The organism is Sorangium sp. So ce381 (genome assembly GCF_051473845.1).
GTDB classification, from domain to species: Bacteria; Myxococcota_A; Polyangia; order Polyangiales; family Polyangiaceae; genus Sorangium; species Sorangium atrum.
The window spans coordinates 9,764,060-9,788,497 of record NZ_CP150336.1; the positions used below are offsets into that span (position 1 = coordinate 9,764,060).

At 68.1% G+C, this 24,438-nt stretch carries 16 protein-coding genes; 5 read left to right on the forward strand and 11 right to left on the reverse strand.

The window, feature by feature from the left end; all coding sequences use genetic code 11:
* Position 1 precedes the first annotated feature (1 nt).
* Positions 2 to 1,120: an arginase family protein gene (locus WMF29_RS36675; RefSeq protein ID WP_437324756.1), complete on the forward strand. Its 1,119-nt coding sequence runs from the start codon at positions 2 to 4 to the stop codon at positions 1,118 to 1,120.
* Positions 1,121 to 1,126: 6 nt separating this feature from the next.
* On the opposite strand, the gene WMF29_RS36680 is transcribed toward WMF29_RS36675, so the two are convergent.
* Positions 1,127 to 1,999: a sulfurtransferase gene (locus WMF29_RS36680; protein WP_437324757.1), complete on the reverse strand. Its 873-nt coding sequence runs from the start codon at positions 1,997 to 1,999 to the stop codon at positions 1,127 to 1,129.
* Between the two features lie 479 nt (positions 2,000 to 2,478).
* On the opposite strand from WMF29_RS36680, the gene WMF29_RS36685 reads away from it, so the two are divergent.
* Positions 2,479 to 3,048: a hypothetical protein gene (locus WMF29_RS36685; RefSeq protein WP_437324758.1), complete on the forward strand. Its 570-nt coding sequence runs from the start codon at positions 2,479 to 2,481 to the stop codon at positions 3,046 to 3,048.
* 130 nt (positions 3,049 to 3,178) lie between these two features.
* On the opposite strand, the gene WMF29_RS36690 is transcribed toward WMF29_RS36685, so the two are convergent.
* The 4 genes from WMF29_RS36690 to WMF29_RS36705 form a co-directional block, all read right to left on the reverse strand.
* Positions 3,179 to 4,774, reverse strand: a complete 1,596-nt coding sequence (locus WMF29_RS36690; RefSeq protein WP_437324759.1) for a DUF1552 domain-containing protein — start codon at positions 4,772 to 4,774, stop codon at positions 3,179 to 3,181.
* Positions 4,775 to 4,788: 14 nt separating this feature from the next.
* Entirely contained in the window at positions 4,789 to 6,450 is a 1,662-nt protein-coding gene (locus WMF29_RS36695; RefSeq protein ID WP_437324760.1) for a DUF1592 domain-containing protein, read from the reverse strand.
* Between the two features lie 285 nt (positions 6,451 to 6,735).
* Entirely contained in the window at positions 6,736 to 8,358 is a 1,623-nt protein-coding gene (locus WMF29_RS36700; RefSeq protein WP_437324761.1) for a DUF1552 domain-containing protein, read from the reverse strand.
* Positions 8,359 to 8,535: 177 nt separating this feature from the next.
* Positions 8,536 to 10,599, reverse strand: coding sequence for an O-linked N-acetylglucosamine transferase family protein (locus WMF29_RS36705; RefSeq protein ID WP_437324762.1), 2,064 nt, complete (start codon positions 10,597 to 10,599; stop codon positions 8,536 to 8,538).
* 602 nt (positions 10,600 to 11,201) lie between these two features.
* On the opposite strand from WMF29_RS36705, the gene WMF29_RS36710 reads away from it, so the two are divergent.
* Entirely contained in the window at positions 11,202 to 11,768 is a 567-nt protein-coding gene (locus WMF29_RS36710) for a hypothetical protein (protein ID WP_437324763.1), read from the forward strand.
* Positions 11,769 to 11,967: 199 nt separating this feature from the next.
* Here the strand turns inward: WMF29_RS36710 and WMF29_RS36715 are convergent, their stop codons facing one another.
* From WMF29_RS36715 to WMF29_RS36725, 3 genes are all read right to left on the reverse strand, one after another.
* A complete protein-coding gene (locus WMF29_RS36715) occupies positions 11,968 to 12,732 on the reverse strand; it encodes a hypothetical protein (RefSeq protein WP_437324764.1) in 765 nt (254 codons plus the stop codon).
* A 205-nt stretch (positions 12,733 to 12,937) separates the two neighbouring features.
* Positions 12,938 to 14,569: a DUF1552 domain-containing protein gene (locus WMF29_RS36720; protein ID WP_437324765.1), complete on the reverse strand. Its 1,632-nt coding sequence runs from the start codon at positions 14,567 to 14,569 to the stop codon at positions 12,938 to 12,940.
* 19 nt (positions 14,570 to 14,588) lie between these two features.
* Positions 14,589 to 16,313, reverse strand: a complete 1,725-nt coding sequence (locus tag WMF29_RS36725) for a DUF1592 domain-containing protein (RefSeq protein ID WP_437324766.1) — start codon at positions 16,311 to 16,313, stop codon at positions 14,589 to 14,591.
* A gap of 853 nt (positions 16,314 to 17,166) precedes the next feature.
* On the opposite strand from WMF29_RS36725, the gene WMF29_RS36730 reads away from it, so the two are divergent.
* Entirely contained in the window at positions 17,167 to 17,790 is a 624-nt protein-coding gene (locus WMF29_RS36730) for an FxLYD domain-containing protein (protein WP_437324767.1), read from the forward strand.
* 251 nt (positions 17,791 to 18,041) lie between these two features.
* A complete protein-coding gene (locus WMF29_RS36735) occupies positions 18,042 to 19,598 on the forward strand; it encodes a helicase HerA domain-containing protein (protein WP_437324768.1) in 1,557 nt (518 codons plus the stop codon).
* A 69-nt stretch (positions 19,599 to 19,667) separates the two neighbouring features.
* Here WMF29_RS36735 and WMF29_RS36740 read toward each other — a convergent pair whose 3' ends face one another.
* The 3 genes from WMF29_RS36740 to WMF29_RS36750 all read right to left on the reverse strand — a co-directional run bounded on the left by WMF29_RS36740 (position 19,668) and on the right by WMF29_RS36750 (position 24,381).
* Positions 19,668 to 21,317 (reverse strand): serine/threonine protein kinase, encoded by a 1,650-nt coding sequence (locus tag WMF29_RS36740; RefSeq protein ID WP_437324769.1) that lies wholly within the window; start codon positions 21,315 to 21,317, stop codon positions 19,668 to 19,670.
* Between the two features lie 195 nt (positions 21,318 to 21,512).
* Positions 21,513 to 23,171 carry a DUF2254 family protein gene (locus WMF29_RS36745; protein ID WP_437324770.1) on the reverse strand — a complete coding sequence of 553 codons (1,659 nt, stop codon included), beginning with the start codon at positions 23,169 to 23,171 and terminating at the stop codon, positions 21,513 to 21,515.
* 109 nt (positions 23,172 to 23,280) lie between these two features.
* On the reverse strand, positions 23,281 to 24,381 hold the full coding sequence (locus tag WMF29_RS36750; protein ID WP_437324771.1) for a hypothetical protein: 1,101 nt from the start codon (positions 24,379 to 24,381) through the stop codon (positions 23,281 to 23,283).
* Positions 24,382 to 24,438: the final 57 nt, after the last annotated feature.

Here is a 24,438-nt window from a genome sequence, read left to right on the forward strand (position 1 = left end):
CATGACCCCGCAAGAAGAGCTCGCGCTCCTGCTGCGTCCGGCGGCCGGAGGCCTCTACCTCGTCTCGACCGGCCGCGCGCAGCAGCTCGAGGTCCAGCGGAGGCTCTACGGCGCCGCGACCGAGGAGGAGGTCCTCGCGCGGTTCCGCGCGTCGCTCGACCGCATCGCCGGCGCGCGCGCCGTCTTGCTCGGCGTGCCCTCCGACGTCGGCGCGGGGTTCCTCCGCGGCTCCAACATGGGCCCGCAGGCCATCCGGACCGCGCTCCTCGACGCCTTCCCGGACTTCCCCGAGCGGGCGCGCGAGGTCGGGCTCGTCGACATCGGCGACGTGTTCGTCGTCCCGCAGCTCCTGCACGACGACATGCTCTCGGAGGCGCAGAAGGCCGCGTCGCGCCGCGCGCTCTACCCTGGCGTGCCCGAGCCCGCGGCGTCGCGGCTGCCGGTCTCGCCGCTCTCCATCGCGGAGCGCGCGCTCGATCTCGTCTTCTCGATCAACCCGGGCGTCGCCCCCATCGTGCTCGGCGGCGATCACTCCACGGCCTTGCCGGTCGCGCGCGCGCTCGCCCGCGCGCGGAAGCGGCCGTGGGGCATCGTCCAGCCGGACGCGCACACCGATCTCCTCGAGGAGCGGCTCGGCATCGCGTACTGCTTCGCCACGTGGTCGTACCACGCGAACGAGCTTGTCGGGCGGGGCGGCCGGCTGACGCAGGTGGGGGTCCGCGCGTCGCAGAAGCCGCGCGAGCACTGGGAGAGCCGCTACGGCGTGCGCCAGTTCTGGGCGGCCGAGTGCCGCGCCGATCCGGCGGCGGCGCTCGACGCCATCGTGGCCCACGTGAAGAGCACCGGCGTCGAGGGCGTGTATTTCTCGAACGACATCGACGGCACGGACGCCGCGTACGCCGACGCCACGGGGACGCCGGAGCCGGACGGCCTGTCGCCCGAGTTCGTCGTGGCGCTCATCCGCCGGCTCGGGCGCGAGGTCGGCCTGATCGGCGGCGACGTCATGGAGGTCGCGCCCGCGCTCCAGCCGACGCCGGAGAGCGCGGCGCGCACGGTCGCGCTGGCGGTGCGCTACCTGCGCGAGACGATCGAGGCCACGGTCGGCCGCGCGCTCGCCTGACGCCGCTCAGGGCTCGGGGCCTCTGGCTGCGGGCAGGGCGGCGTCGCGGGCCCAATCGCTCCAGGACCCCTCGTAGAGGATCGCGTCCTCGCGGCCGAGCGTCGCCAGGGCGAGGAGGTCGTGGCAGGCGGTGACGCCGGAGCCGCAGTAGCAGACCACGGTGGCTGCATCGAGCGCGCCGAGGTCGCGATAGCGCCGCTCGAGCTCGGCGCGCTCGCGGAAGGCGCCCCCGGGCGCGCTGAGGTTCTCGACGAACGGGGCGGAGCGGGCGCCGGGGATGTGGCCCGGGCGGGCATCGACGGGCTCGGTCTGCCCCTCGTAGCGCTCGCGGGCGCGCGCATCGAGGATCACCGCCGCGGCGTCGCGGCGCAGCCTGTCGACAGCGGCCTTGTCCGCGACCGGGGCGCCGCCGGCGGCGAGATCCATGGTGGGCGCTGGCGCGAACGTGGGTGCCTCGGTCGAGAGGGGGTGTCCCGCGGAGGTCCACGCCTGGAGTCCGCCGTCGAGCACGCGCCCGCCGGGATGACCGAAGTAGCGCAGCAGCCACCAGAGCCGGGCGGCGATGGCGCCCCCGGCGTCGTCGTAGCCGACGACCACCGTGCCTGAAGTGACCCCGATCCGGGCGAGCACGCGCGCGAACGCCGCCGCGTCCGGCAGCGGGTGGCGGCCTGGTCCTCCGTGCGCCGGGCTGGAGAGATCGGCATCGACGTCGAGGTGGACGGCGCCAGGGATGTGGCCGCGGGCGTACTCGTCGGCGCCGCGGCGACCGCCGAGGTACCAGCGGCAATCGACGACGCGGACGCGGGGATCGCCCGCGTGCGCTGCGAGCCAGGCGGCATCGACGAGCGGACCGGGGGGCACGAGGAAGGGATCGCTCATGGGCGAAGGGTACCTACCCTGCTCGCGCTGGGCCACATCGCGTACTCGCCACGCTCGACGTGCTCGGCTGTGCCCGACGGCGCCGAGCAGCCGCCCGCGACTCCAGCGCTCGAGGACGCGCCCCAGAGCGACGGCATTTGCAAGCACTTTTGACAGTCGAGACCGGCTTGAGGGATCAAGCATGTACGTCAATCGGCGCGTACAGCATCGCTGGATGCGAGGAGTGCCACGACAAACCGCTTGATTTTCAAACGCTCTTGCTCGTCCTGCCCATCCAGGACGGCACCTCTGGCCTCGCTCAGCGCTCCACCGAGCGAGCCGCCGCGGCACGCGCGACGTGCTCACAAAAGTTTGGCTTCATCAGATCCATTCATCGATCGTGCTTCGCCTTGAAGGCCCGACGGTTCGAAGCCTCTCCTTTGGTCCCAGCCAGTGAGAGAGAGCTATACTTTTCTCTCCAACCACTTTAATCACGATCCATGAAACTTCGATTCTCAAATTACGCCGCCGCAGCGATCGTCACCATTCTCTCCCCTCTTTCAGGCTGCTCCGACGATGGGAGCACCGGCACCTCGGAAGCCGGCACGACCAGCGGAGGCTCTACCTCGAGTGCATCCGGGTCCGGAGGGCAGGGCTCGGGCGGGGATGGCGCCGGAGGGGCCACGGCCTCCAGCTCGACCTCCGCTGGAACCGGCGGTGGTGGCTCAGCGGTCGACCCGACCTTTGAGACGGTCCGGGAGGTCGTCGCGCAAGCTGGCTGCTCCACTGCGAGCTGCCACAACGGCGAGGCGAAACCGACGCTCGTGGACGACAACACCCTTTACACGACCCTGACGACGCACATCTCCGAGGCTTGCGGAGACATTCCGCTCGTCACCCCCGGCGAGCCAGAACAGAGCGCACTCGTCAAGATCCTGAAAGGCCCCTGCGGGGATATCGCCCGCATGCCCAACGGATGCGTCGGCGTGCCCGGCCCGGAATACACTTGCTTGCTCCAGGAATACATCGACGCGATCGAGCAATGGGTCGCGAACGGCGCGCCGCAGTGAGCGGCCGATGACGACGACGCGGGCTCCGCCCCGGAGCTCCGCGTCGTCGTGCTGATGCAAGAAGTCCGCTCCCTTCAGGAGGGGCCCTCTTGCATCTCGCTCAAGCGGGTCGACCCGGCCCGAGCGACGATCAGCCGTTCGCGCGAAGCATCTTGAACTCACCAGGATCCTTGATGGACACTGGGTTGTTCTCGCTGACGAAGAGCTTTGTGTCGTCGTGCTTGCCGAAGCAGATCACCTCTGCCGAGCCGCCGATCGCCGGGAAGCCGTCCGCGCCCGCCTTCACGCCGATGGCGTTCAGCAGGTTGCAGAAGTACTTGTTGATCGGCTGCGTGGCGACATCCGGCGGAGTCCCTGTGCCATCGATCGCGGCGAAGTCGAGCTTCGTCTGGCCCGGTCCGCAGGCAGCCTCGCTGCTGCCGACGGCCAGGTCGGCCTTGCCCCCTTCGACGTTCACGGCCTGACCCACCTTGAAGTAGCCGCCGCAGTCCCCCGCCTGGAGGATCGGGAGGTTGTTGAGGTTGTGGCTGTTGCCGTCGGAGTCTTCCTGGAACCAGACGGTCGCGGTGTTGTCGAGGAGCTTCCGGTCGCCCTCATCGATGCTGTCGAGCCGACCGACGAGGTAGGCGAACTTCTTGGCGTACCAGTCGTCGATCTCCTGAATCATCTCGATGACGCCAGGAACGCAGTCCCCGCCCATGTTGGCGTCGCCGACGCGGTGGGAAATGCCATGGGAGTCCTTCGAGTGATTGATTCCATCCCACTTGAACGTGACGCCCCCGGGGAACTTCATGAAGATGACGCGGTTCTGGTCGCAGATGGCCGAGAGCACCGCGAGGTCCATCATGACGTTCGTCGACTTCGACAGGTCGACGCCGAGGCCACCCCCCTGCGAGGCCGCCTGCACGGACTGGGCGGTCAAACCGAGCGCCTCTGCCTGGGCGGCGCTGCACTGGGCCCTGACCGTGTTCGTCGTCTGGTGGAGGAGGTCCTTCCAGTCGGAGAGCCGCTGCTTGTCCGCCTTGCTCATCCTGACCCTCTCGAAGGACTCCAGATCCTCCCGCACGACGTCGATCACGCTCTTGCCGCGGGCCACCTTGTACGTATCCTGCGACACGGGGCCCTGACCGAAGAGGCCCGTGAGGTTGTTGTAGATCGTCGTCGGAGACCCGATGCCAGGGAAGATCTGCTTGGGCTGGTCGTACGAGAAATTGGAGAAAGAATCCTGCCGCACCCCGCCGATCTGCATCACGAGGGGAGCCGCGCCGTTGGGGTTGACCTGCTCCGCGGCGATGTGGTCGAGCGACCGCCCGGTCGACTTCGCGTTGAACTTGTCGCTCTCAGGCGTCACCGGGTAGCAGGTGAAATACGACCCCATGACCTGACCGTGGGGGTCGTTGTTCTGGCCGTGGGTCCGCCCGAAGCTCCACTCGTTCATCGCCCGGATGCCACGGGGCATCAGGAGCTTCTTTGCAAAGGGAGCGAGGTGCTTGAGCGTGGTCGCCTCGTAATCGGCGGCGGTCAATTCGCCATGGGACTTCTTCGGGAACCACCGGTTCGTCAGGCAGCCATAGTGCGTGAAGAGCACGATCAGCCGCTTCGGAGCGCCGCCGCCGGCCGACTGCGCCTCCGCGTCACGCTCGGCGACAGAGCCCAGGAAAGGCGCAGCGACGACGGCTCCACCCAGGCCTCGGAGGAATACTCTTCGGTTGAGGTTCTTCATCATGGTCGTATTCCTTCTCAGTTCCCGACGATGGTGCGCAGGCGGAACGAATCGGCCTGGGTAAGATCGGTGAGCAGATTGATGATTGTGTAGCCGTCGTTGGACAGCTTGTCGCTGAGCTCGTTGACGGTGCAGGCGTCGTTCGTGTTCGGCACCCTCCGGCGAGCCCAGGAGACCCACTGCTCGGCATAGTGACGCTTGGCGATCTCCCCCGCGCCGAGCTCGGTCATCATCTCGAGGGGCGTCGTGATCGCCTTGGTGTTGGTGTCGCTGAAGTAGACGTCGCCCGTCGCGTCGATGTCACCGCCGAGCGGATCCTTCGTCTGCACCTTGCCAAGGGAGTCGAACCTCTCGAGCACGAAGCCCGGCGGGTTGACGAACTTGCTGTGGCATTCGACGCACCCCGCAGGGGAGGTCAGCGCCTCGATGGCCTCACGCTCCGTGGAGAACGGGCCCGGCGGCCGCGGCGTCTGGTCCGCGCCGGGCGTCGGCTTCAAGGTGAGCCCGAGCAGCCTGTTGGAGACGAACGCGCCCCGGAGGATCGGGCTCGTGGCGCCGAAGGACGAGTAGGAGCTCAAGAACCCAACGCGGGTCAAGAACCCCGGCCGCTCGGTCGGGTCGAGCTCCACCCGCGTCAGCTCCGCGCCGTAGTCCGCGGCGTTGAGCCCGTAGATCGGAGCGGTGTCCTTGTTGACGTACGCGACGTTGCTCAGGAAGATGTCCTTGAACGACCCCCCCTCGAACGCCACCTCCTCGAAGAAGGCGTCGATCTCGGCCAGCATCGGAGCAACGATGTCCGGGGAGTAGTCGGGGAACCGGGTCGTGTCGTGCTCGACCGTTCCCCAGTGCGACCCCTGACGGATGTCCGCATAAGCACGATGGAACAGGGCCACGATCGGCGCCGTCTTGGCGCGGTCCTGGACCATCCGCCCCGCCTGCGCGAGGATCTGCTCCTTGGTGGTGAGCTGACCGGCGTCTGCGGCCGTGTTCAAGGCGTCATCTGGAATGGAGCCCCAGAGCAGGAACGCGAGCCTCGTCGCCACCTCGTGGCTGGAGAGCTTGATGGCGCCGCTCTCCGCGTCGTCCGTCAGCTCGGGGACCGTGATGAACGAGGGCGAAGCGAGCATGGCGAAGAGGATGGCCTCGGCCACCTCTGCGGGCGTGCCCTTGGGCTCCAGCGTGTTGAAGCGCATGTAGCGCTGCACCTCTTCGTCCGTCACAGGGCGGCGGAAAGCCTTGCGGCCGAAAGCGCGGATCGTCGACTCGAGGCACCCGGCCGCGGCGGGATCGCAGGCGATGAACTTGGACTTGTTCGTTCCGGCCATCACCTCGGCGGCGATGCTCTCGGCTGCCACGAGGTAGGAGTTCCAGGCGATATCCGTCATGCTGCCCTCGAAGTCGGCCACGAGGAGAGAGGACGGGTTGCCCGTGGGGGCGTTCGGCAGGTTCGTCACGCCGAGCAGATCCCTCACCACCGCGTCGTACTCCCGGTTCAAGAGCCGCGGGACCTGGGATGTCGCCCAGATGCCGGGGGTGCAGACATCCGGGTCGCCGGGGTCCGGCTCCTCCGCTCCGCCCCCCGTACCGGCGCCAGAGGTCTCCCCACCGCTGGAGGAGACCCCCGGTTCACCGGGCGCGATCTCGCCAGTGCAACCAGCGAGAAAAGTTGATGACGTCAAAAATGTCGCCGTACCGATGTACGCTAGTTGCCGCAGCGTTCGCATAACGACACTATCCCCGACCCGCACCGAACTGATCCCCTAGCGCAGGATTCCAACGCGGCCCAACCAGCAATCCCCCGATTCGGTGAGTTGGCGCCCGCAAGCGCTCTTGAGACCGCTCGCGCGGCAGAATCTTCGCGCATGGCTTTAAGAGAACGTGTCATGAGCGCGGAGCGCCGGAGCACCGGGCCCGCGCGGCGAATTCATCACTCGAGCGCGCGACAGGCTCGGGAACGAGACCGCTCAGGCGTTCGCCCTGAGCGCGGTGAACTCGCCTGGATCGTGGATGGTGGAAGGATTGGTCCCGCCACCGATGAAGTCTTCCGTCCGGTCGTACCTGCCGAAGTGGGTCACCGGCTCCGAACCGCCCTTTGCCGGGAAACCATCCGTGCCTGCCTTGACGCCGAGGGCGTTCATCAAATTGCAGAAGTACTTGTTGATCGGCGCGTTGGCGAGCGACGGATCGGTCCCCGTTTCCTGGGAGACCCCGTCGACCTGGTCCGACGTGCCAGGGGCACACGTGATCTCGCTGTTGCCGGTCGTTAGATCGGGCGAGCCGTCGTCGACGTTCACGGCCCAGCCGGTCTTGAAGTAGCCGCCGGCGCTGCCGGCCTGGAGGATCGGCATGTTGTTGAGGTTGCGGGCGCAGCCGTCCGACACGTCCTGGAACCAGACGGCCGCGCAGTTGTCGAGGAGCGTCCCGTCGCCCTCGTCGATACGGTTCAGCTGGCCGACGAGGTGGGCGAACTTCCTCGCATAGTAGTCGTCGATCTTGAGCAGCATGTCGAGCACCCCCGGGACGCAGGTCCCCGTGATGTTCGCGCTGTCCAGGCGACCCGAGATACTGGCGCTCTCGTACTCCAGGCCGAGCCCCTTGAACAGGAAGGTCCCGGGGTACTTCAGGAAGATGACAGGGTTCGCGTTGCACGCCGCCGCGAGCACGGCGAGGTTCGAATGGAGGTCCGCTCCGTCCAGACCATCCGAGATTCGCCGCGTCAGCCGGTCGTCGACGCTCGGAGTCGTGCTCGCCAGGTCGACGTTCTCCTGCGTCGCGCCGAGCGCCATGGCGAGCGACGTGTCGCACTGCGAGGAAGCCACCACGTTTCCTGTCGCGTCGAGGAGCTCCTTCCAGGCCGCGAGCTTCTGCTTGTCCGCACGGCTCATGTCGAGCCGCTCGAGCCTCTGCAGATCATCCTTCACGATGTCGAGGACGCTCTTGCCGCGCATCGCCGCGTAGGTGTCCGGAGACGTCGGCTTCCCCGGTTCGAAGATGCCCGTGAGGCTGCTGAAGGCCTGCGACGCGTTGAGGCCCTTGAAGAGGGTCTCGGCGGCGGAGTAGGAGATCGCCGAGAAAGCGCCGTCATTCTGACCAGCGGTGTTCAAGAGCAACGGAATGCCTTGCGGGCTGAGCTGTCGCGCGATGACGTGGTCCAGCGAGGGACCGGTCGGCTTGGCGTTGAACTTCGTCGCTTGGTCGAAGCTGAACGGGTCGTCGCTGTTGGGAGTGACCGGGTGGCAAGTGAAGTACGACCCGTTCACCTGCAAGTGGCGATCGTTCCCCTGCCCCCGCTCCAGCCCCACCGTCCACTCGTTCATCGCGCGGATGCCTCGGGGCATGAGGAGCTTGTCGACGTACGGCGCCAGGTGCTTGAGCGTCGTCGACTGGAGGTCGGCGGCTGTGAGCGGGCCGTGCGACTTCTTCGGGAACCACCGCGTCGTGATGCAGCCATAGTGCGTGTACATCACGATCAGCCGCTTCGGTGGCGTGACCGGCTGCGCCATCACGGTGCGGTCGGTGAGCGAGCCGAGGAAGGGCGCCGCGACGCAAGCTCCGCCCAGCCCCCGGAGGAAGATTCTTCGGTTCACGCGCTTTGCCATGGTCGTACTTTTCTCGCTTCAATGGAAGTGGCCGCCCGGCTGCCACCCGGAACGCCCTCCGGATGCCCGCGCGTGCCACCTCTCCATCGCCCCTACAATCCCCGCGGGCCCGCGAACGTATTTGTAATTCGTCCGGCCGGGTGCGTTCGGCGAGCGGCCTTCGCCTCAGGCCTGAGCGCAGAAACGGCGCCAGATGTCGCGGTAAATCGACTCTAGATTGCGGGCAAAGCGCGGGCCGTCCATGAGCGGCGATCGCTTCATGCGATCGCGCAGCGTTCGGCGAAGCTCGCCCAGGTGCTCGAGGTCCCCGGCGAGCACGCTGGCGACCCGAACGTAGTGTTCCTGCGTCGTCGCGATGAGCTCCGGCAGGCCCAGGTTCATCGCCTGGCAGACGCCGGCGCGGCCGACCACGGTCTCGCCTGCGAGGGTCACCATCGGGACGCCCATCCACAGCGCGTCCAGGCTCGTGGTGTGGCCGTTGGAAGGGAACGTATCGAGACAGACGTCGATCTCGCGGTACCTTCGCAGGTAGTCGAGCCGCCCGCACCGATCGACGAACTCGATCCGATCGAGCTGGACGCCCCCTTCCGCGAGGATCGAGCGCACCCGGTCCCGCGCCCTTCCCTGAGGCGCCATGAGCGTGAGCCGCGACCTGGGCACCGCGGCCAGAACCCTCGCCCAGACGCGAAGCACCCCTTCATTCACTTTCCTGAAGTGGTTCAGACAGCCGAAGGTGACTCTCCCCTCCGTGAGAGCGGGGAGAGAGCTCACGTCGGGTACGTCGGTGAGCGGGTCGTAACACCAGAAGGAGTCGGGGAGCCGGATGGTCTCCTCCGAGTAGACGTCCGTGTTTGCGTCGAGGGGATCGAGGAAGGGGTCGGACAGGCGATAGTCCATCGATTCGAGGCCCGTCGTCCCTGGGTACGCCAGCCAGCACACCTGAACGGGCGCGGGCCGGCGGGCGAAGACCAGGACGCGGCGGTCGGTCATGTGCATGGTGAGATCGACGAGGATATCGATCTGATCGCGTCGAACGACCTCGGACAGGGCAGCGTCGTCCAGGGCGGCGACCTCGCGAAAGACATCGGCGTATCCGCGGATGCGCTCGGTCAAGTTATCCGGCCTGTCCGCGCTCGAGTAGCAAAAGATCTCGAACTGCCGGTGATCATGGTTCTGGAACAGGGGGATCGTGAAGAGAGACTGGACGTGGGTTCGGAAGTCGGGTGACACGTAACCGATGCGGAGCCGCCGGTCGGGGGAGCGATCGGTTTTGTGTTGGGGAGCCTGCGCGGCGAGGGGGCGGGCATGCCGGGCATTCCACGCGCGCGCCTCGGCGAGGATGTCGCTCTCGGTGACGTTCGGCCAAAACGGCATGTTGAAGAGAAGAGCGCTGTGAGCAGCGGGATCGTCGGGACACAGGGCGACGGCTTCGCGGTACATCGCCTGGGACTCGTCGAGGAGCCCCGACTCGCCGAGCGCGGTGGCGAGGTACTCCCGAGCGACATGGAAGCTCCGGTCGATCTCGAGCGCTCGACGCAGATCGTCGATCGCCTCGTCGAAGCGTCCGGCGTCCGCGTGGATCGCGCCGAGCGCAGTGTACGCGTTCGCCATCCGCGGATTCAGCCTCAGCGCCACGCGGTACCAGACCGCGGCGTCGTCCGGCCGGCCGCCGAGGCGCAGCGTCTCGCCGAGGGCCGCCAGGGCGTCGGACGCGCTCAAGCTCGATTCGGGGCTGCGCGCCGCTGCCGGACCGACCCCGGCGGCAGACCCGTCCCCTTTGCCCTTCAGGCTCGCGAGGCGCTCACCCGCCTGCAATAAGCCGGGCTCGAGATCGCGGGCGCGCTCGTAGCACGCCGCCGCCGCATCGACGTCCCCTTGCTCCTCGAACGTGAGAGCGAGGTTGAACACCCCCTCGGCGAAGTCGGGCTTTCGAGCGACGGCCATGAGCAGCACGGCGACCGCCTGGGGTCTCCGGCCGAGACAGCGGTATACGTCGCCGAGATGCGACAGGTAGAGGGCGTTGTTCGGGGCGACGCGGACGGCTCGCTCGAGGAGCCCGCCAGCCTCCGCGAGCCGACCGGCTTGGGCGGCGAGCACGCTGAGGAGAAACAGCGCATCGCCATGCCCGGGCGCTTGCTCGAGCACGCCGCGATAGAGGAGCTCTGCTCGATCGACTTGCCCGGCTCGATGAAACTGCACTGCCAATTCGAAGAGCGAAGCGGCGGTCACGGGGAGCTCCTTGTCGGAGGAGTGCGAGTCGTCGCTGCGAAGGATGGCTGCGCCCGGGCGCTGGGCGCAAGGCGGTTTGTAGTTCAACCAGCGCGTCCAGCATGGCTGTACGATGGGACGGCCACTGCGAGGAGCTTGACATCCGGTTCGCGTCTGGATTTCGTGCCCCCCCGACGCTGATCGTGCCGGACCCAGCCAAGCAGCCGAGCACGGGCGCGGCGACGAGCCCTGCTGAGATGGTGCGACGAGGAGCAACGACGCGATGCGCACAACCCCGGCTATCTGGTAACCTGGTCACGCGTGGTTTTGAGAGGCGCTCTTGGACACGTGAGACCGGTTGGAGGGCACAAGGCACGAATGTCAATCGACGTGTACAGCAGGGCTGTACACGAGCATGGGCCCCACGAACCGCTTGATTTTCGGCTCGCGTTTGCTCATTCTATCCGTACAAGAGGACGTTTCTCGCCTCGCGCAGCTCTTGCCCACGGGCGACGCGGTCAGAGATCGCACGTCGCCTCTGCAATCCGAAGCTCGAAGCCTTTTGCTTCGATCCAACGGGAACGAGAGCTAAACCTTCTCTCTCACCATCCTCGTCGTGAACCATGAAACTTCGAATCTCAAGCTTCATCGTGGTAGCATTCGTCGCCGTCCTGTCACCGCTTCCAGGCTGCTCCGACGACCCTGACGATACCGGCGCTGGAGGCGCCGGCGGCACGGATGCCAGCAGCACGAGCGCCAGTGTGTCTACCTCGAGCGCGGTCGGGTCCGGCGGTTCGGGCGGGGCTGGCTCGACCAGCGCGAGCACCGGTGGCGACGGCGGCTCGACCGGCAGCGGCAGCGAGATCGAACCGACCTTCGAGACGCTGCAGTTCGTGATACAAAACGCCTGTTTCGGGGCGGGTTGCCATAACGACGACATGAACCCCCTGAACTTGATGATCGACGGAGAGCTTCACGCGAGGGTGAGCTCTCACACAACCAAGAATTGCGGCGATCTCATCGATCCCGGTAATCCGGAAGAGAGCGGGCTCATCAAGATCCTGAAGGGGCCGTGCGGCGCAACTCCGCGAATGCCCCTTGAATGCGTCAACGAGGGGGATTCCAAGTGCATACCCCCCGACTACATCGAGGCGCTCACGCAATGGATCGCCGACGGCGCTCAGGAGTAGCAGTGCTTGGCGAGTAGCCGCCGACGGGTTGCGGCGCCCTACAGGCGCAGCGTGAAGGAAGCCGCCTTCGACGGCAGCTTCCTTCACCGCGCGTGACGCGTCTCCGCACACGTGCGCCCTGGGTTGCACGCGCGCGGGCGCCGGCTGCTTCTCGGAGGCGCCCTCGTGTCAGGGTTAGCCGAGCGGCTCATGGGATGGTCTACTGCTTTGCCATCGCGCCTGCCGGGTACGCGGCTTGATCAGCTCCGGGCGTTTCCACGGTGTTCGTCTCGAAGGCCCAGCTGCCGCCCGGCGGCACCTGGACTGCGCCGCTGGCGATCGCTACGCCGAGCGGACGCCCGACGCGAGTGACCGAGAAGACCGTGGCGGAGGGATCGTTCACCGCGACGTCGAGTCCGTTAAAGAGCTTGCCCGCGTACGCCGTGCCGGCGCCACCCGTCACGGCCTTCACGTCGCTGATGGTGAGGCCATCGATGGGAACGACGTCGAGGGCAAAGTAAGGGCACCGGTAGACGACGTATCCCACGTCTTCGATCACGATGTCCGAGGGCAGATCCGTCACCGCGGTCATGGTCACGTCACCTGGACCCACGCACGCGGCGATCGCGTCCGAGCCGTCCGTGACTCGATAGAAATGCTGGGTCAGCAGCCCGTTGATCCCGGATGCAAGGGACTGCTGGGCCTTGTTGTAGAGCTCGACGGAGAGGGCAGCGCTGCAAGCAGGGGTATCCCCGTCGTTCCTCAAGGCGGCGTAGAGCTCGGTGTTGGTCGGCCCTCTGCGAAGAGTTAGCGCGATCACGTTGAGCACGCCGTTTCCGCCGGGGAGCGCCATGATCGTGAGGTCTTCCGGGACGACGAGCGCGTCGTCGCCGGTGTCCCCGCCCACCCCGGCACCTTCGCTCGCCTCGCTCGAGCAGGCCAGCGGGAGGAGCAACGCAGCCAGGATGAGCAGACGCTTCGCCATCAGGAACATGAGAAGAGATGTCCAGCTTATCGCTGTCCGCCATCGTCGAGCAGCACAAGTCACGAAGTGAGGCACACCACAGAGAGCGACGATCTCTCGATACCCGCGGTCACCGACGGCGCACAAACCGCAAAGACCCCTTCGAGAAGAAGGGGTCTTTGGACCCGAGCTCGTCGGGGTGCTCAGGGCCTGGCTCCGAGCGTGCTCAGGCCTTGAGCTCCGTGAACCCGCCCGGATTCTTGATCGAGGCACCGGCGACCGCTCCCTTGCCGCCGATGAACTCTTCCGTCTTGTCGGAATAGCCGAACTTGGTCACCTCCGCGGAGCCACCCTTCGCAGGGAAGCCGTCCGCGCCCGCCTTCACGCCCATGGCGTTCATGATGTTGCAGAAGTACTTGTTGATCGGCGCGTTGCCGACCTTCGCATCGGTCCCGGTGCCCTGGTTGATACCGTTGACCTGGCCGGACCCGTTGGCGCACTGCGACAGGCTGTTGCCCTGCGTCGGGGTCGACGAGGGGTCGACGTTGATGATCTGACCCTGCTTGAAGTACCCGCCGCCGCTGCCGGCCTGAATGATCGGAGCGTTGTTGAGGTTGTGCGCGTTACCGTCCGACATCTCGTTGAACCAGATGGCGACGCTGGTGTCGAGGACCGTCTGCCCATTCCCCTGGGGGATGCTGTCGAGCATTCCGACGAGCTTCGCGAACTTCTGCGCGTAATACGTGTCCACCTTGACGAGCCACTCGAGCGCGTTGGGCAGGCAGCTGCCCGTCATGCCGGCGTTGTCGAGGCGGTGCGAGAGGGAGTGCGACTCCATGGTGATGCCGAGCCCCTTGAAATTGTAATTTCCCGGGTACTTCAGGAAAATGACGGGGTTGGCGTTGCAGGCGGCCGCGAGCGCCGCGATGGCCGAATAGATATCCGCTCCATCCAGATCGCCGGAGACCTTGGTCGTGAGGACGTCGACGCCCAGGCCACCGCCCGCCGCCTTGGAGGCGTTCGCGGACGTCGCACCGAGCATCACGCCGAGCTCCTCGCTGCACTGCGCGGAAGCCACGACGGTACCTGTCTGGTTGAGGAGCTCCTTCCAGGCTGCGAGCTTGCGCTTGTCGGCCTGGCTCATATCGAACCGCTCGAGCGTCTGCAGATCATCCTTGACGAGGTCGAGGATGCTCTTGCCGCGGAGCGTCGCGTAGGTGTCCGGATTCATCGGCTGCCCCGCCTGGAAGAGGCCCGTGAGGCTGCTGAATGCCTGCGACGCGTTGAGGCCCCTGTAGATGGTCTCGGCGGCGGAGTAGGAGATCGCCGACTGAGCGTTGTCGTTCTGGCCAGCCGTGGCCATGAGCAGCGGCGTGCCCTGCGGGCTGAGCTGCTGGGCCATGACGTGATCCAGCGAAGGACCGACAGGCTTCGCGTTGAACTTCGTCGCCTGGTTGAAGCTGAACGGGTCGTTGCTGTTCGGCGTGACCGGCTGGCAGGTGAAGAACGACCCCACGATCTGCGTGTGGGAGTCGTTCCCCTGTCCACGCTTCATGTTGGAGGTCCACTCGTTCATCGAGCGGATGCCGCGCGGCATGAGGAGCTTCTTCGCGTAGGGAGCGAGGGCCGCGAGGCTCGTCGACTCGAGATCGGCGGCCGTCAGCTCACCCTGGGTCTTCGTGGGGAACCACTTGTTCGTGACGCACCCGTAGTGGGTGAACATCACGATGAACGCCTTCCCACCGGAAGCGCTCTGGGCCTTGGCGTCGCGCTCCCACACGGAGCTGAGGAACGGCGCAGCCAGGGCGGCTCCGCCCAGGCCACGAAGGAAGATTCTGCGGTTCAGTTGCTTGCTCATGGTCAAGTTTCCTCAGCTTTCACGGCGTTTCGCGGACGCGCACGCGGAAGGAATCCGCTTGAGTGAGATCGGCCAGCAGGTTGAGAATGCTGTAGCCACCCTCAGACAGCTTGGTGTCGATCTGGTCGACGACGCACTTATCTTTCCCGTTCGGATCCCGCCCGAAGGCGTAAGAGACCCACGCCTCAGCGTAGAGCTGCTTGGCCTTCTTGAGCTGAGCGATCTCCTGCATGAGCTGCAACGGAGAGGAGATCTCCTTCACATTACCGTCGCCGAAGTCGATGGTGTTCGTCGTGACGCTCGCGTCGATCGCTCCACCGAGCGGATCGGTCGTCTGCAACTTTCCGATGCCGTCGAAGCTCTCCATCACGAATCCCGGCGGATTGATGATCGAGTGGCAGCCGTTGCAGGTCGCAGGCTCCGTCAGCTTCTCGACGCGCGCGCGCTGCGTCGCGAAGTCGCCCTGAACGGTCTGCATGGCGGCGCCGGGGATGGGCGGCCCCGGATTGACACCGAGCAGGTACACCGAGATGAACGCGCCGCGCAGGATCGGGCTCGTGGCGTCGTAGCCCGCGTAGGAGCTCAAGAACCCGACGCGCGTCAGGAAGCCCGGCCGCACGTTGGCGTCCAGCTCCACCTTGGTCAGCTCGGTGCCGTAGCTCGCAGGATCGAGCCCGTAGATCGCCGCGTTGTCCTTGTTGACGAAGGCGACATTGCTGAGGAGGAGGTCGTCGAACGAACCGCCCTCGAACGCGACGTCCTCGAAGAAGGAGTCGAGCTCTGCCTGCCAGCTGGGCTTGGCGGCGTCGGAGTACAGCGGATACGTCTCGGTGTCGTGATCCATCTTCCACCAGTGGGCGTTTCCGTTGTTCATCTGCGCCCAGTTGCGGTGGAACGACGTCACGAGCGGCCCGGTCTTCTCGCGCACGCCGATCATTCGCTGCGCCTGGGCCAGGATCTGCTCCTTGGTCTGGAGCTCGTTGTTGTCGGCCGCCGCGCTTAGCACCTCATCCGGAGCGGAGCCCCAGAGCAGGTACGAAAGCTTCGTCGCCACTTCGTAGCTGGACAGCTTGATGCCCTGACCCGACGCGTCCTGGTCGGTCGCCAGCTCGGGGAGCATGAGGAACGAGGGCGACACGAGGAAGCCGACCAGCGTTGCCTCGGCGACCTCGGCCGGCGTTCCTGCCGGCGTAATCTGGCCCAGCTTCTGGAATCGCGCCACCTCCAGATCGGTCAGCGGGCGACGGAACGCCTTGCGGCCGAAGGTCTTGATGGTCTGCTCCAAGCAGCCAGCCGCCGAAGGGTCGCAGCTGATGAACTTGGATTTGTTCGGCCCAGCCATCACCGCCTTGGCGATCTTCTCGGCGACCTCTTGATAGAGGCGCCACGCGTCCGGGGTCATCGGGCCGTCGAAGTCGTCGACGAGCTGCTCGGACGGCAGCTTGCTGTCGACGGTGGTCACGCCAAGGAGATCCCGCACCGTGTTGTCGTACTGCCGGTTCAGCAGCCGCGGGATCTGGGTCGTCATCGGGATGCCGGGGATGCAGACCTCGGGGGGACCGTTGTCGGGTTCGTCCGTGCCCCCCGAACCGGTGCTGCCGCTGCCGCTGCCGCCGGTGGTATTCCCGCCGCCGGTGACCTCATCCTCACCGGATGCGATCTCGCCAGTGCAGCCAGCGAGGAAGGTTAATGACGCCAAAAATGTTGTCGTACCAATGTACGATAGTTGACGCAACGTTCGCATGACCTCACTATTCCCGGTCCGCACCGGAGTGATCATGGGAGCGGATCAAAAGTGATGGGTCGGCCCGGAGGTCGCCATCCGCGAGATCACGCGCGCCTGACCGACGGCTTCTCTTGGAGACGTGATAGTGAAACGCCGGCGTACGAGCGGCGCGCTGATGCCGCTTCGACCACGACGAGCTGCCCGAGAGGCGCGCGAACGCCGAGTTCCCTGCGGAACAGCGACGCCCGCGAGCCACTGCAGGGGCCGTCAGGCGCGTCATTGCGACGCGGCGCGGCGGCGTGATCGGAGCCATAAGCATGCTCTGCTCGGCCGCTTCGGCGAGCGCGGCCGCCGCGGAGTGGAGAGACCTCACGAATCCAGTAGGTCCCCAAATGTGCAACCATGGCATTCTGAGCCTCATTCGTGGACAACGCGCCGCATCACCGGACGTGAGGGCCACCACGCCAATCGGATCATCTGGGGTGAGGGCGGTCATTTCTGGCCCGGATAGCCGGGTTGGCTCGCGACGTCGTCGACGCGGGCCATGGGAAGGGCGGGGATGCAATCAAAGTCCTTGGTCGTCATCGGGGCTGTCTCTCTTGCCCTCTTTCTCGCGTGCTCGGGGAGCGCCCTCGATGATGGGGCGGGCGCTGCCGGGAGCGGACCCGGCAGCGGCGGGGATACTGCCAGTGGCGGCTCGTCGGCGAGCGGTGGAGTCCTCCTGCCAGCCGGCGGAGCCGCGAGCAGCGGAGGCGTGGGCGGCGGCGAGGCGGGAGCTGGCTCGAGCGGCTCGGGGACGGGCGGGGGCGGAAAAGACGGGGACCCCGGCGGGGGCCTGCATTTCGTGCCGGAGGGCTTGTCCAGCACCGAGATGGACGAGGAAGGAGCCGGGCTCAAGCTGGTTGCCTTCACCCTGGTTCAGGGGGCGACGGGTCCCGAGCTCTACGCCGCTGTCAGAAACGACGGAGAGAGCCCGTCCTGCGACGCCGGCCTGATGTTCTACTTCATCGACAAGGCCGATCAGCTCATGACGACCTGGGGCGGCAGCTTGCTCAGCGGCCGGCTCTATCGGATAGACGACGGCTCTGGCGTGATGATTCCCTGCATCGCTCCGGGCGAGATTGCGATGACTGGCTCAACGGATCTCCCCGGCGAGCTCGTGATCGAGGAGCTCGGGTATCTGCAGCATAGGTTTCCGGCCTTCACCGTGGACGTGGTCCCAGTCGATGCCGTCACCGCCAGCGAGGTGAAGACCGTCCGCAGGGGCGCCGGGAGCGCCTACACGGGCACGCTCGAGAACCGACTCGATGTGGCCGTGAGTGACCCCAAGATAACGGTCTTCCCGGTGAATCGCGTCGGACGGCCGCTGGGCATGGCGACGAGCAGCGCGGCTGACGACATTCCGCCCGGCGGGATCTGGAGCTTCGAGACGACACCTGTGGACGACGTCGGCGTCGATCACGTCGCCTATCCGACGGTCTCGGTTCCTCCGTGAAGCGGGGTGCAGGTTCGTGGGGTCCGGGCGCAGCCGCTGGGCAGGCGAGCGAGACGCAGGAAATACGCCGCTGCGAGCCGAACGACGCGGATGATCCCGTGGGGCGCGTCGCACCCGATCGCAGAGAGGCTCGGCGTGCCCCGTGGCCTTCGACTCCGCCGCGACGCTGCCCTCGCCTCCCGCCCGGTCGCGCGCTCGCCTACAGTCTTCCGCCGAGCGCGCCGATCCCACCCCCGGCCCGAAGCGACCCAGTGAGCCCGATCTTCTCCCTCTGCGACGGCTTCCAGCTCGACCTCTCCGACTACGCGCGCACCGGGCTGCGCGTCGGCATCTGGGCCTCCTCCGGCCGGGGCAAGAGCTTCGGCGTCGGGGTCCTCTGCGAGGAGCTGCTCGCGGCCGGCATCCCCATCGTCGCGATCGATCCCGAGGGGGAGCTCTACACGCTGCGCGAGCGGTTCCGCGTCCTCGTCCTCGGCGGCGCCCACGCGGACCTGCCGCTGCCCTCCGGCGAGCGCGCGGCGGAGATCGCGCTCGCGAGGGTGCTCGACGACGGGCTCGGCCTCATCGTCGATCTGTCGGATCAACCGACGAACCGCTCCCAGCAAGAGGCCGCGCTCCCGTTCCTCGAGCGGCTCTGGGTCCTCCTGTCGGAGCGCCGCGCCCCGGCGGCCCTCGTGATCGAGGAGGTGCACGTCTTCGCGCCTCAATCGGGGGCGTCGCTCACCTCCGAACTCCTGCACCGGTTCGCCAAGCAGGGCCGCAAGCGCGGCGTCCTCCTCGTCGTCGCCAGCCAGCGCACGCAGGCGGTCTCGAAGGAGCTCATGAGCCAGCTCAACTTCCCCGCCATCGGCGGCTTCGAGATCGAGCGCGACTACGACGCGGTGAAGGCGCTCGTGGACGGGCACACGTTCGAGGAGTTCCGCGCGCTCCCGGCCGGCGAGTTCTTCCTGCCCGCCGCCGGGCGATTCGAGCGCTGGCGCGCCCGCCACACCGCCCACGGCGGCGAGGCGCCGAGCTGGACCGGCGGGCCCGGCGGCGCGCCGCGCGTCGCGGACGCCACGCTGAGCACGCTCATCGACGAGCTGCGCGAGGCGCTCGCGGCCGAGAGCGCGAGCCAGCACGGCCCGGATCCGAGCGCCGCGCTGCGGGCCGAGATCCGCCGCCTCCAGCAGCAGCTCGCCCGGGCCGACGAGGCGCGCAGAGCCGCCGAGGCCGAGGCCGAGCGGCTGCGCACCGCGCTCCAGGTGGCCGGCGTCGTCAAGGTGGTGATCCAGAGCGAGATCGTGGCGCGCGTGGGCCATGACGAGGTCGCGCAGGCGCCGGCGGCTGCCGCTCTGCGCGCACCCGCGGCTGCCGCTCCGCGCGCACCCGCGGCTCCCGCGCTCGGCGCGCCCGTGGACCGCGTCCCCGCGGCGCCCGCGCTCCCGCCCGCCGCGGCGTCGGGCGGCGCGGCCGTGAAGATCATCGCGAAGCCGGCCTCTCCGTCGCTCCGGGATCTCGCGATGCCGGCGAACACGATGCTCGAGGTGCGCGGCGTCAAGCAGATGGTGAGCGCCGCGAGGAGCCACGCGCGGCGCCGATCCCCCCGGTCCGTGCCGCACGTCGCCCTGGCCGCGAAGCTGCTCGCCCGCGGCGCGGCGCTGACCGCGGAGGAGCTCGCCGCCCGCGGCGGCTCGCGCAGCCAGGTCGAGATCCGGCGCGCCGCGCACGCGCTCGCCGCGCTCACGCGCGCGGGCTTCGCCTCGCTCCAGGGCGGCCGTCACGCGCTCAACGAGGCGGCCGTGCTCCGCGCGCTCCAGAGCGGCTGACGAGAGGCGGCTCCGTGCCGAGAGCTGACGGGGTCGCCCAGGCGCGCGCGGCGCGCAGCTCGATCTGCGCTAGCAGTAGGAAACGAAGATCAGGCGGATTGTCGCGAGCGTCCCGAGCACGAACAGCCCTGCATAGAAGATCGTCCGCTTGCGCCGCAGCTGCTCGGCGCTGAGCCCGGTAGACGCGGGCTCCTCCCCAGGCGCCACCTCCCCGCCGGTGTGCACCGCCGGCGCCGCGATCGGCTCGCTGCCTGCGGGCGGCGTGCTCGCTCCAGGCGGCCTGCTCCCGACGGGCGGCCTGCTCGCTCCAGGCGGCCTGCTCGCGGCGGGCGGCCTGCTCGCGACGGGCGGCGTGCTCGCTCCAGGCGGCCTGCTCGCTCCGGGCGGCCTGCTCATCGTGGAAGCCGCGCCGTCTGCAGCCTCGACCGCGCCCAGCCCTCGCTGGAGCTCTCCCTCCGGCGTCGTCGACGTCGCGTGCAGGAGCGGGCGCTGCGGCGCGTCGTCCGGGCCGTCGAAATCGAGGTACTGCACCGAGAGCGAGCCCATCGCGGCGCCGAGAGGGAGCGGGGCATCGCTCCGGCCCGCCGCAGGCACGCTGTGTCGTCCATCGGGCGATGACGGGCGGACCGACCTACGGTCAGCGGAGGTGGTCGCGACCGCCGGCGCCTTTCGCCCGACGCCCGGCGAGCTCTGTCTCGGCGCGCTCTCCGGAGGGAGCGACGGTGAGGCGCGGTAACCGGCGCCGCTCAGCGAGCCCGTCCTCGCGATGTAAGCCTCGACGTGCTCCTTCAGCTCGCTCCGGGCCTCTTGCTCGGCGCCGTGGCCCATCTCGCGGAGCACTTGCTCCAGATCGCCGGCCAGCTTGCCCGCGCTGGCGGTCCGCTTGTCGACGGAGAACTCGGTCGCCGCGTCGAGCGCAGCCGAGAGCCGCGCGCTCAGGTCGGGCAGGAGCTCGCGCGCGCGGGGGATCGGCATCGACGCGACGCCCATGATCAGCTGCCGCTGCGTCTCGGCCTTGCGCACCCGGCTGCCGAGCAGCGCCTCCAGGAGCGTGATTCCCAGGGAGAACACGTCCGCGCGCCCGTCGAACGGCTCCCCCCGCGCCTGCTCCGGAGGCATGTACGGGAGCTTCCCCTTGAACACGCTGGTGTCGGACTGCTCGTCCGCGAGGCCCGGTATCCGCGCGACCCCGAAGTCGGTCAGGCAAACGCGGCCGTCCCGCCCGATCAGGATGTTGGACGGCGAGACGTCGCGGTGGACGACCGCGTAGCTCTGCCCTTCGTCCTCGCACAGGCCGTGCACCGCCTCGAGCGCCCTCGCCATCTCCCGGCCGATGTACGCCACGGCGCGCGGCGAGAACGCGCCCGCCTTCTTGAGCACGCGATCGAGGGCGGGGCCGTCGATGTAGTCGAGCGCGAGGTACACCGAGCCCTCGAATTCCCCGAACTCGACGAGCCGGACGACGTTCGGGTGATCGAGCCGCGCGATCACCAGCGCCTCGGCGAAAAACGACTCCCTCGCGCTCTCGCCGAGCCCTGGCCTCGGGACCAGCCGCTTCAGCGCGACGTGGCGCCGGGCGTCGGGAGGCCCCTCCTCGGCGAGCCATACCTCCCCCATCCCGCCCTTGCCCAGCATCCGGATGAGCCGGTACTTGCCGGCGAACAGCTCCGGCGGCGGATCGGACTCGGCGTTCTTGCGACGCGGGCGGGAGGCGGGCATCTCGTGGTGTGCAGCGCTCGATCTCGACTCCGTCGAGGCTAGCCCTCCTGCTCGGGGTGGAGAGGGTGCAAGCGAGGCATGCCCGATCCTACCGCCGCCCGCGCGCCGCCGGAATCACCGCGTCGATGCCCGGCGCAGATACAGCCTGCGTGGACTGGGTCCCGCCTCACCGAGAGGGCGCGGCTCACTCCTCGCTCACTCCTGCGTGTGCTCCTCGCGGATCGGCTCCCGCATGGTCGTCGCCGGGAACCACTCGAAGAAGCGGTGGATGAGCTGGCGCCGCTCGGGCTCGATGTACTCGAACACGGCGCCCCGGTCGTTGATCTCCCAGAACTCGTTGCTCGTCACGGCCAGGAGCTCCGCGCGGATGGAGCGCAGCCTGTCGGGCCGCTCGTCGCGCATGTCGCGGTAGATCTTCCGCGCGAGCCCCTCCTCGCCCTTCTGCAGGTAGTACGTGGCGAGCTTGACCTGCGCCTTGCGGACGCCGCGGAGCGACGGCTCCTGCTGATCGAGCTCCGCTTCCTTGTCCACCTCGAGGAAGAGCTGGAGCAGCTCGTCCCGGGCAGGTGCGTGCAGGTCGTACGCGCGCTCGTTGACCACGCAGAGATCGAACGCGACGGTCTCGGTGAGGAACGCGAGCCCCATCGCGTGCGCCGTCTGCGCGTAGTACTTGAAATGACGCGCGATCTCGAGGACCTCATCCCCCCAGCCCGCCTTGAGCAGCTCCTCCGCGAGGTAGCGGTACTGGTTCAGGCTGTTGTAGGCCGCGGCGATGTCCTTCGCGTTGAGCGACCTGCGCATGTAGGTGTTGAAGAACTTCACCACGACCGCGACGGCCGCCCGGTCTCCAGCGGCGATGGCGGTCTGCCCGATGTAGCGCGTGTCGATGGCGATGCGCGTGATGAGGTCGGGCATCGCCGTGAGCGCCTCGCGATAGACCATCAAGAACTGGCGGAGCGCCTTGTACTCGAGCCAGGTCCGCGCGGTCGACAGCTTGCCGAGCGCCTCGGCGTTCATGCTCACGAAGTCCGTGTCCTTCGCGAGGCGATCGCGGATCTGGAACCAGCGCGCGTCGAGCGTCGCCTTGTGGGGCAGGTACGCGACGACGAGCTCCGACAGCGAGTCGATCGTCTTCGACGCGATCCCCTTGTCCTTCTGGTCGATCGCGTTGAGCGCCACGTCGGCGAGCTGCTCCAGCGACGAGAGCGCCGTCACCCGCCGCTCGTCGACCTCGCCGTCGCTCTCCCCGCCCTCGGGGCGCAGCGCCTGCTCGACGCCGCTCGTCTTGATCCGCCGGACCACGTTGTCGGGCTCGACGAAGTCGAACACGTACCCGAAGTACGGCGCCATCATGAGCAGGCTCGCGGTGAGCAGCGCCATCGTGACGAGGACGCCGTAGGCGGGGACGAAGACGTCCTCGGTCGGGCCGCCCCCGCCGACGCGGATCGAGAAGTTGACCCAGAGCGAGAACACCGCGCTGACGACGAAGAAGCCCATCACGACCATGTTCGTCCGGTCGCGGAAGAACATCTCGGTGATCCGCGGCGTGTAGCGGTTCGCGGCGAGCTGCACGATGATCGACGCGACCGTGATGACGATGCCGAGGATGGCGGCGATGACCTCGCCGATGCCGCTCATGATGTGCTCGGCGTCGCCCGGCGACATGCGCGCGAACACCTCCCAGAGCGAGAGGTGCGCGTTCTCGAGCCGCGCGACGTCGAGTAGATGGACGGCGGCGAGGGTCGCGACGCTGACGCCCAGGAGATACGACATCGGCCGCAGCCAGATGCGGGCCACGGTCGCGCCCCTGCGACGCTTTCCATCGGCGTCGTCTGCGGTCCGATCCGGTCTCATCAGGTGACCACCGCCTGGTCGACCTGCTTGCCGACCCGCCTGCCCACCCGCGCCACGCTGTCCCCCACGCACCTGCTCCACGCGTCCGCCACGCCAGGCGGCAGCCCGGCTATTTCTTCTCCGGGGGGCTGTCGAGATCTTCCGCGAGGTAGCTGAGGATCACCTCGTCGAGCGATTTCTCGCTGATCAGGTCCTCACCGAAGATCGATGCGCCTTCCGCCGGCCGGTTCGTCGCGAAGATGCTGGCCGGGCGCGAGGCCGCGTAGCGGCCGGAGCCAGGGCCACCCGAGAAATGCTCGACCGCGACCTGGGGCGCGGGCGGCGCGACGGGCTGCTCGGGATGGACGTTGCTGTAGACCCCGGCGCCGGAGGCCGCGGACTCCGCCCGCCGCCCGATCACCGACGCAGGCGGCGGCGGGAGGTCCTGGATCTGCTGAAAGAACGGCGTCTGTGCCTCGGCTGCGGCGCGCTCCAGCGCGTCGAGATCGAGATCGATGGACGGTTCGGGCTTGATCTCCGGGGGCGACGCCGGGCGTACGGCCCTGCCGGCGAGCGGGCTGGCCGCGCGCCCGCTGCCGAGCGCCTGGAGCGCGACGGGATCGAGCTCGAGCCGGGGGCGCCCGCTGGCCGAGGCGGGCGCCGGCTCGGCCGCCGGGGGGCGCGGCGCTGCGGCGACGGGCGCGGCCGCTGGCCTTGCGGGCTGCGCGGCGGGCCTGGGCGCCGGCGTGGGCGCGGCTGCCGGCTTCGGGCGCGGCGACGCCTCAGGCACGACGGGCGGTACGACGGGCGGCCCGAGGGGCCGGGAAGGCGGGGGCGGCTTCGGCGCGCCCGTCACCTCGGGCGACGACGGCGACGACGCCCGCGCGGGCTTGCTCGCCTCGGAATGCGACGGGGCGGCGACGGCACCCGCGGACACGGGCGGGGCGGCGGCGTCATCGAAGAGGTAGTCGAAGTGGCCGTCGCGCAGGGCGATGAACATCGCCTTGTGCTGCTCCTTCATGAGGCCGCGAACCGTCTCCGCGAGCGAGGCCTGACCGACGTGCTCCGCGTACGAGGTCTTCGTGGTCTTGAGGATGCGCCCGCCGTCGGCGAAGAGGTGCGTGATGATGTGAGGATGGCGAATGCCCGAGTCCTCAGTCTGTATGTGGAACAACCGCCCCTTATGCCGGACGTTGTTGTTGAAGCCGAGCAAGGGCGACGGGGCTTTCACGACAGGCAATCCGAGGGTGGGGAGGTGAGGAGATCGCGCCAGCGGGGAGCGCTCGCC

Excerpts from the sequence above, each read along its gene's own strand:
- WMF29_RS36675 (WP_437324756.1), top strand. The coding sequence starts at position 2 with ATGACCCCGCAAGAAGAGCTCGCGCTCCTGCTGCGTCCGGCGGCCGGA.
- WMF29_RS36680 (WP_437324757.1), bottom strand. The coding sequence starts at position 1,999 with ATGAGCGATCCCTTCCTCGTGCCCCCCGGTCCGCTCGTCGATGCCGCC.
- WMF29_RS36685 (WP_437324758.1), top strand. The coding sequence starts at position 2,479 with ATGAAACTTCGATTCTCAAATTACGCCGCCGCAGCGATCGTCACCATT.
- WMF29_RS36690 (WP_437324759.1), bottom strand. The coding sequence starts at position 4,774 with ATGATGAAGAACCTCAACCGAAGAGTATTCCTCCGAGGCCTGGGTGGA.
- WMF29_RS36710 (WP_437324763.1), top strand. The coding sequence starts at position 11,202 with ATGAAACTTCGAATCTCAAGCTTCATCGTGGTAGCATTCGTCGCCGTC.
- WMF29_RS36715 (WP_437324764.1), bottom strand. The coding sequence starts at position 12,732 with ATGGCGAAGCGTCTGCTCATCCTGGCTGCGTTGCTCCTCCCGCTGGCC.
- WMF29_RS36720 (WP_437324765.1), bottom strand. The coding sequence starts at position 14,569 with ATGAGCAAGCAACTGAACCGCAGAATCTTCCTTCGTGGCCTGGGCGGA.
- WMF29_RS36725 (WP_437324766.1), bottom strand. The coding sequence starts at position 16,313 with ATGCGAACGTTGCGTCAACTATCGTACATTGGTACGACAACATTTTTG.
- WMF29_RS36730 (WP_437324767.1), top strand. The coding sequence starts at position 17,167 with ATGGACGAGGAAGGAGCCGGGCTCAAGCTGGTTGCCTTCACCCTGGTT.
- WMF29_RS36740 (WP_437324769.1), bottom strand. The coding sequence starts at position 21,317 with ATGCCCGCCTCCCGCCCGCGTCGCAAGAACGCCGAGTCCGATCCGCCG.
- WMF29_RS36745 (WP_437324770.1), bottom strand. The coding sequence starts at position 23,171 with ATGAGACCGGATCGGACCGCAGACGACGCCGATGGAAAGCGTCGCAGG.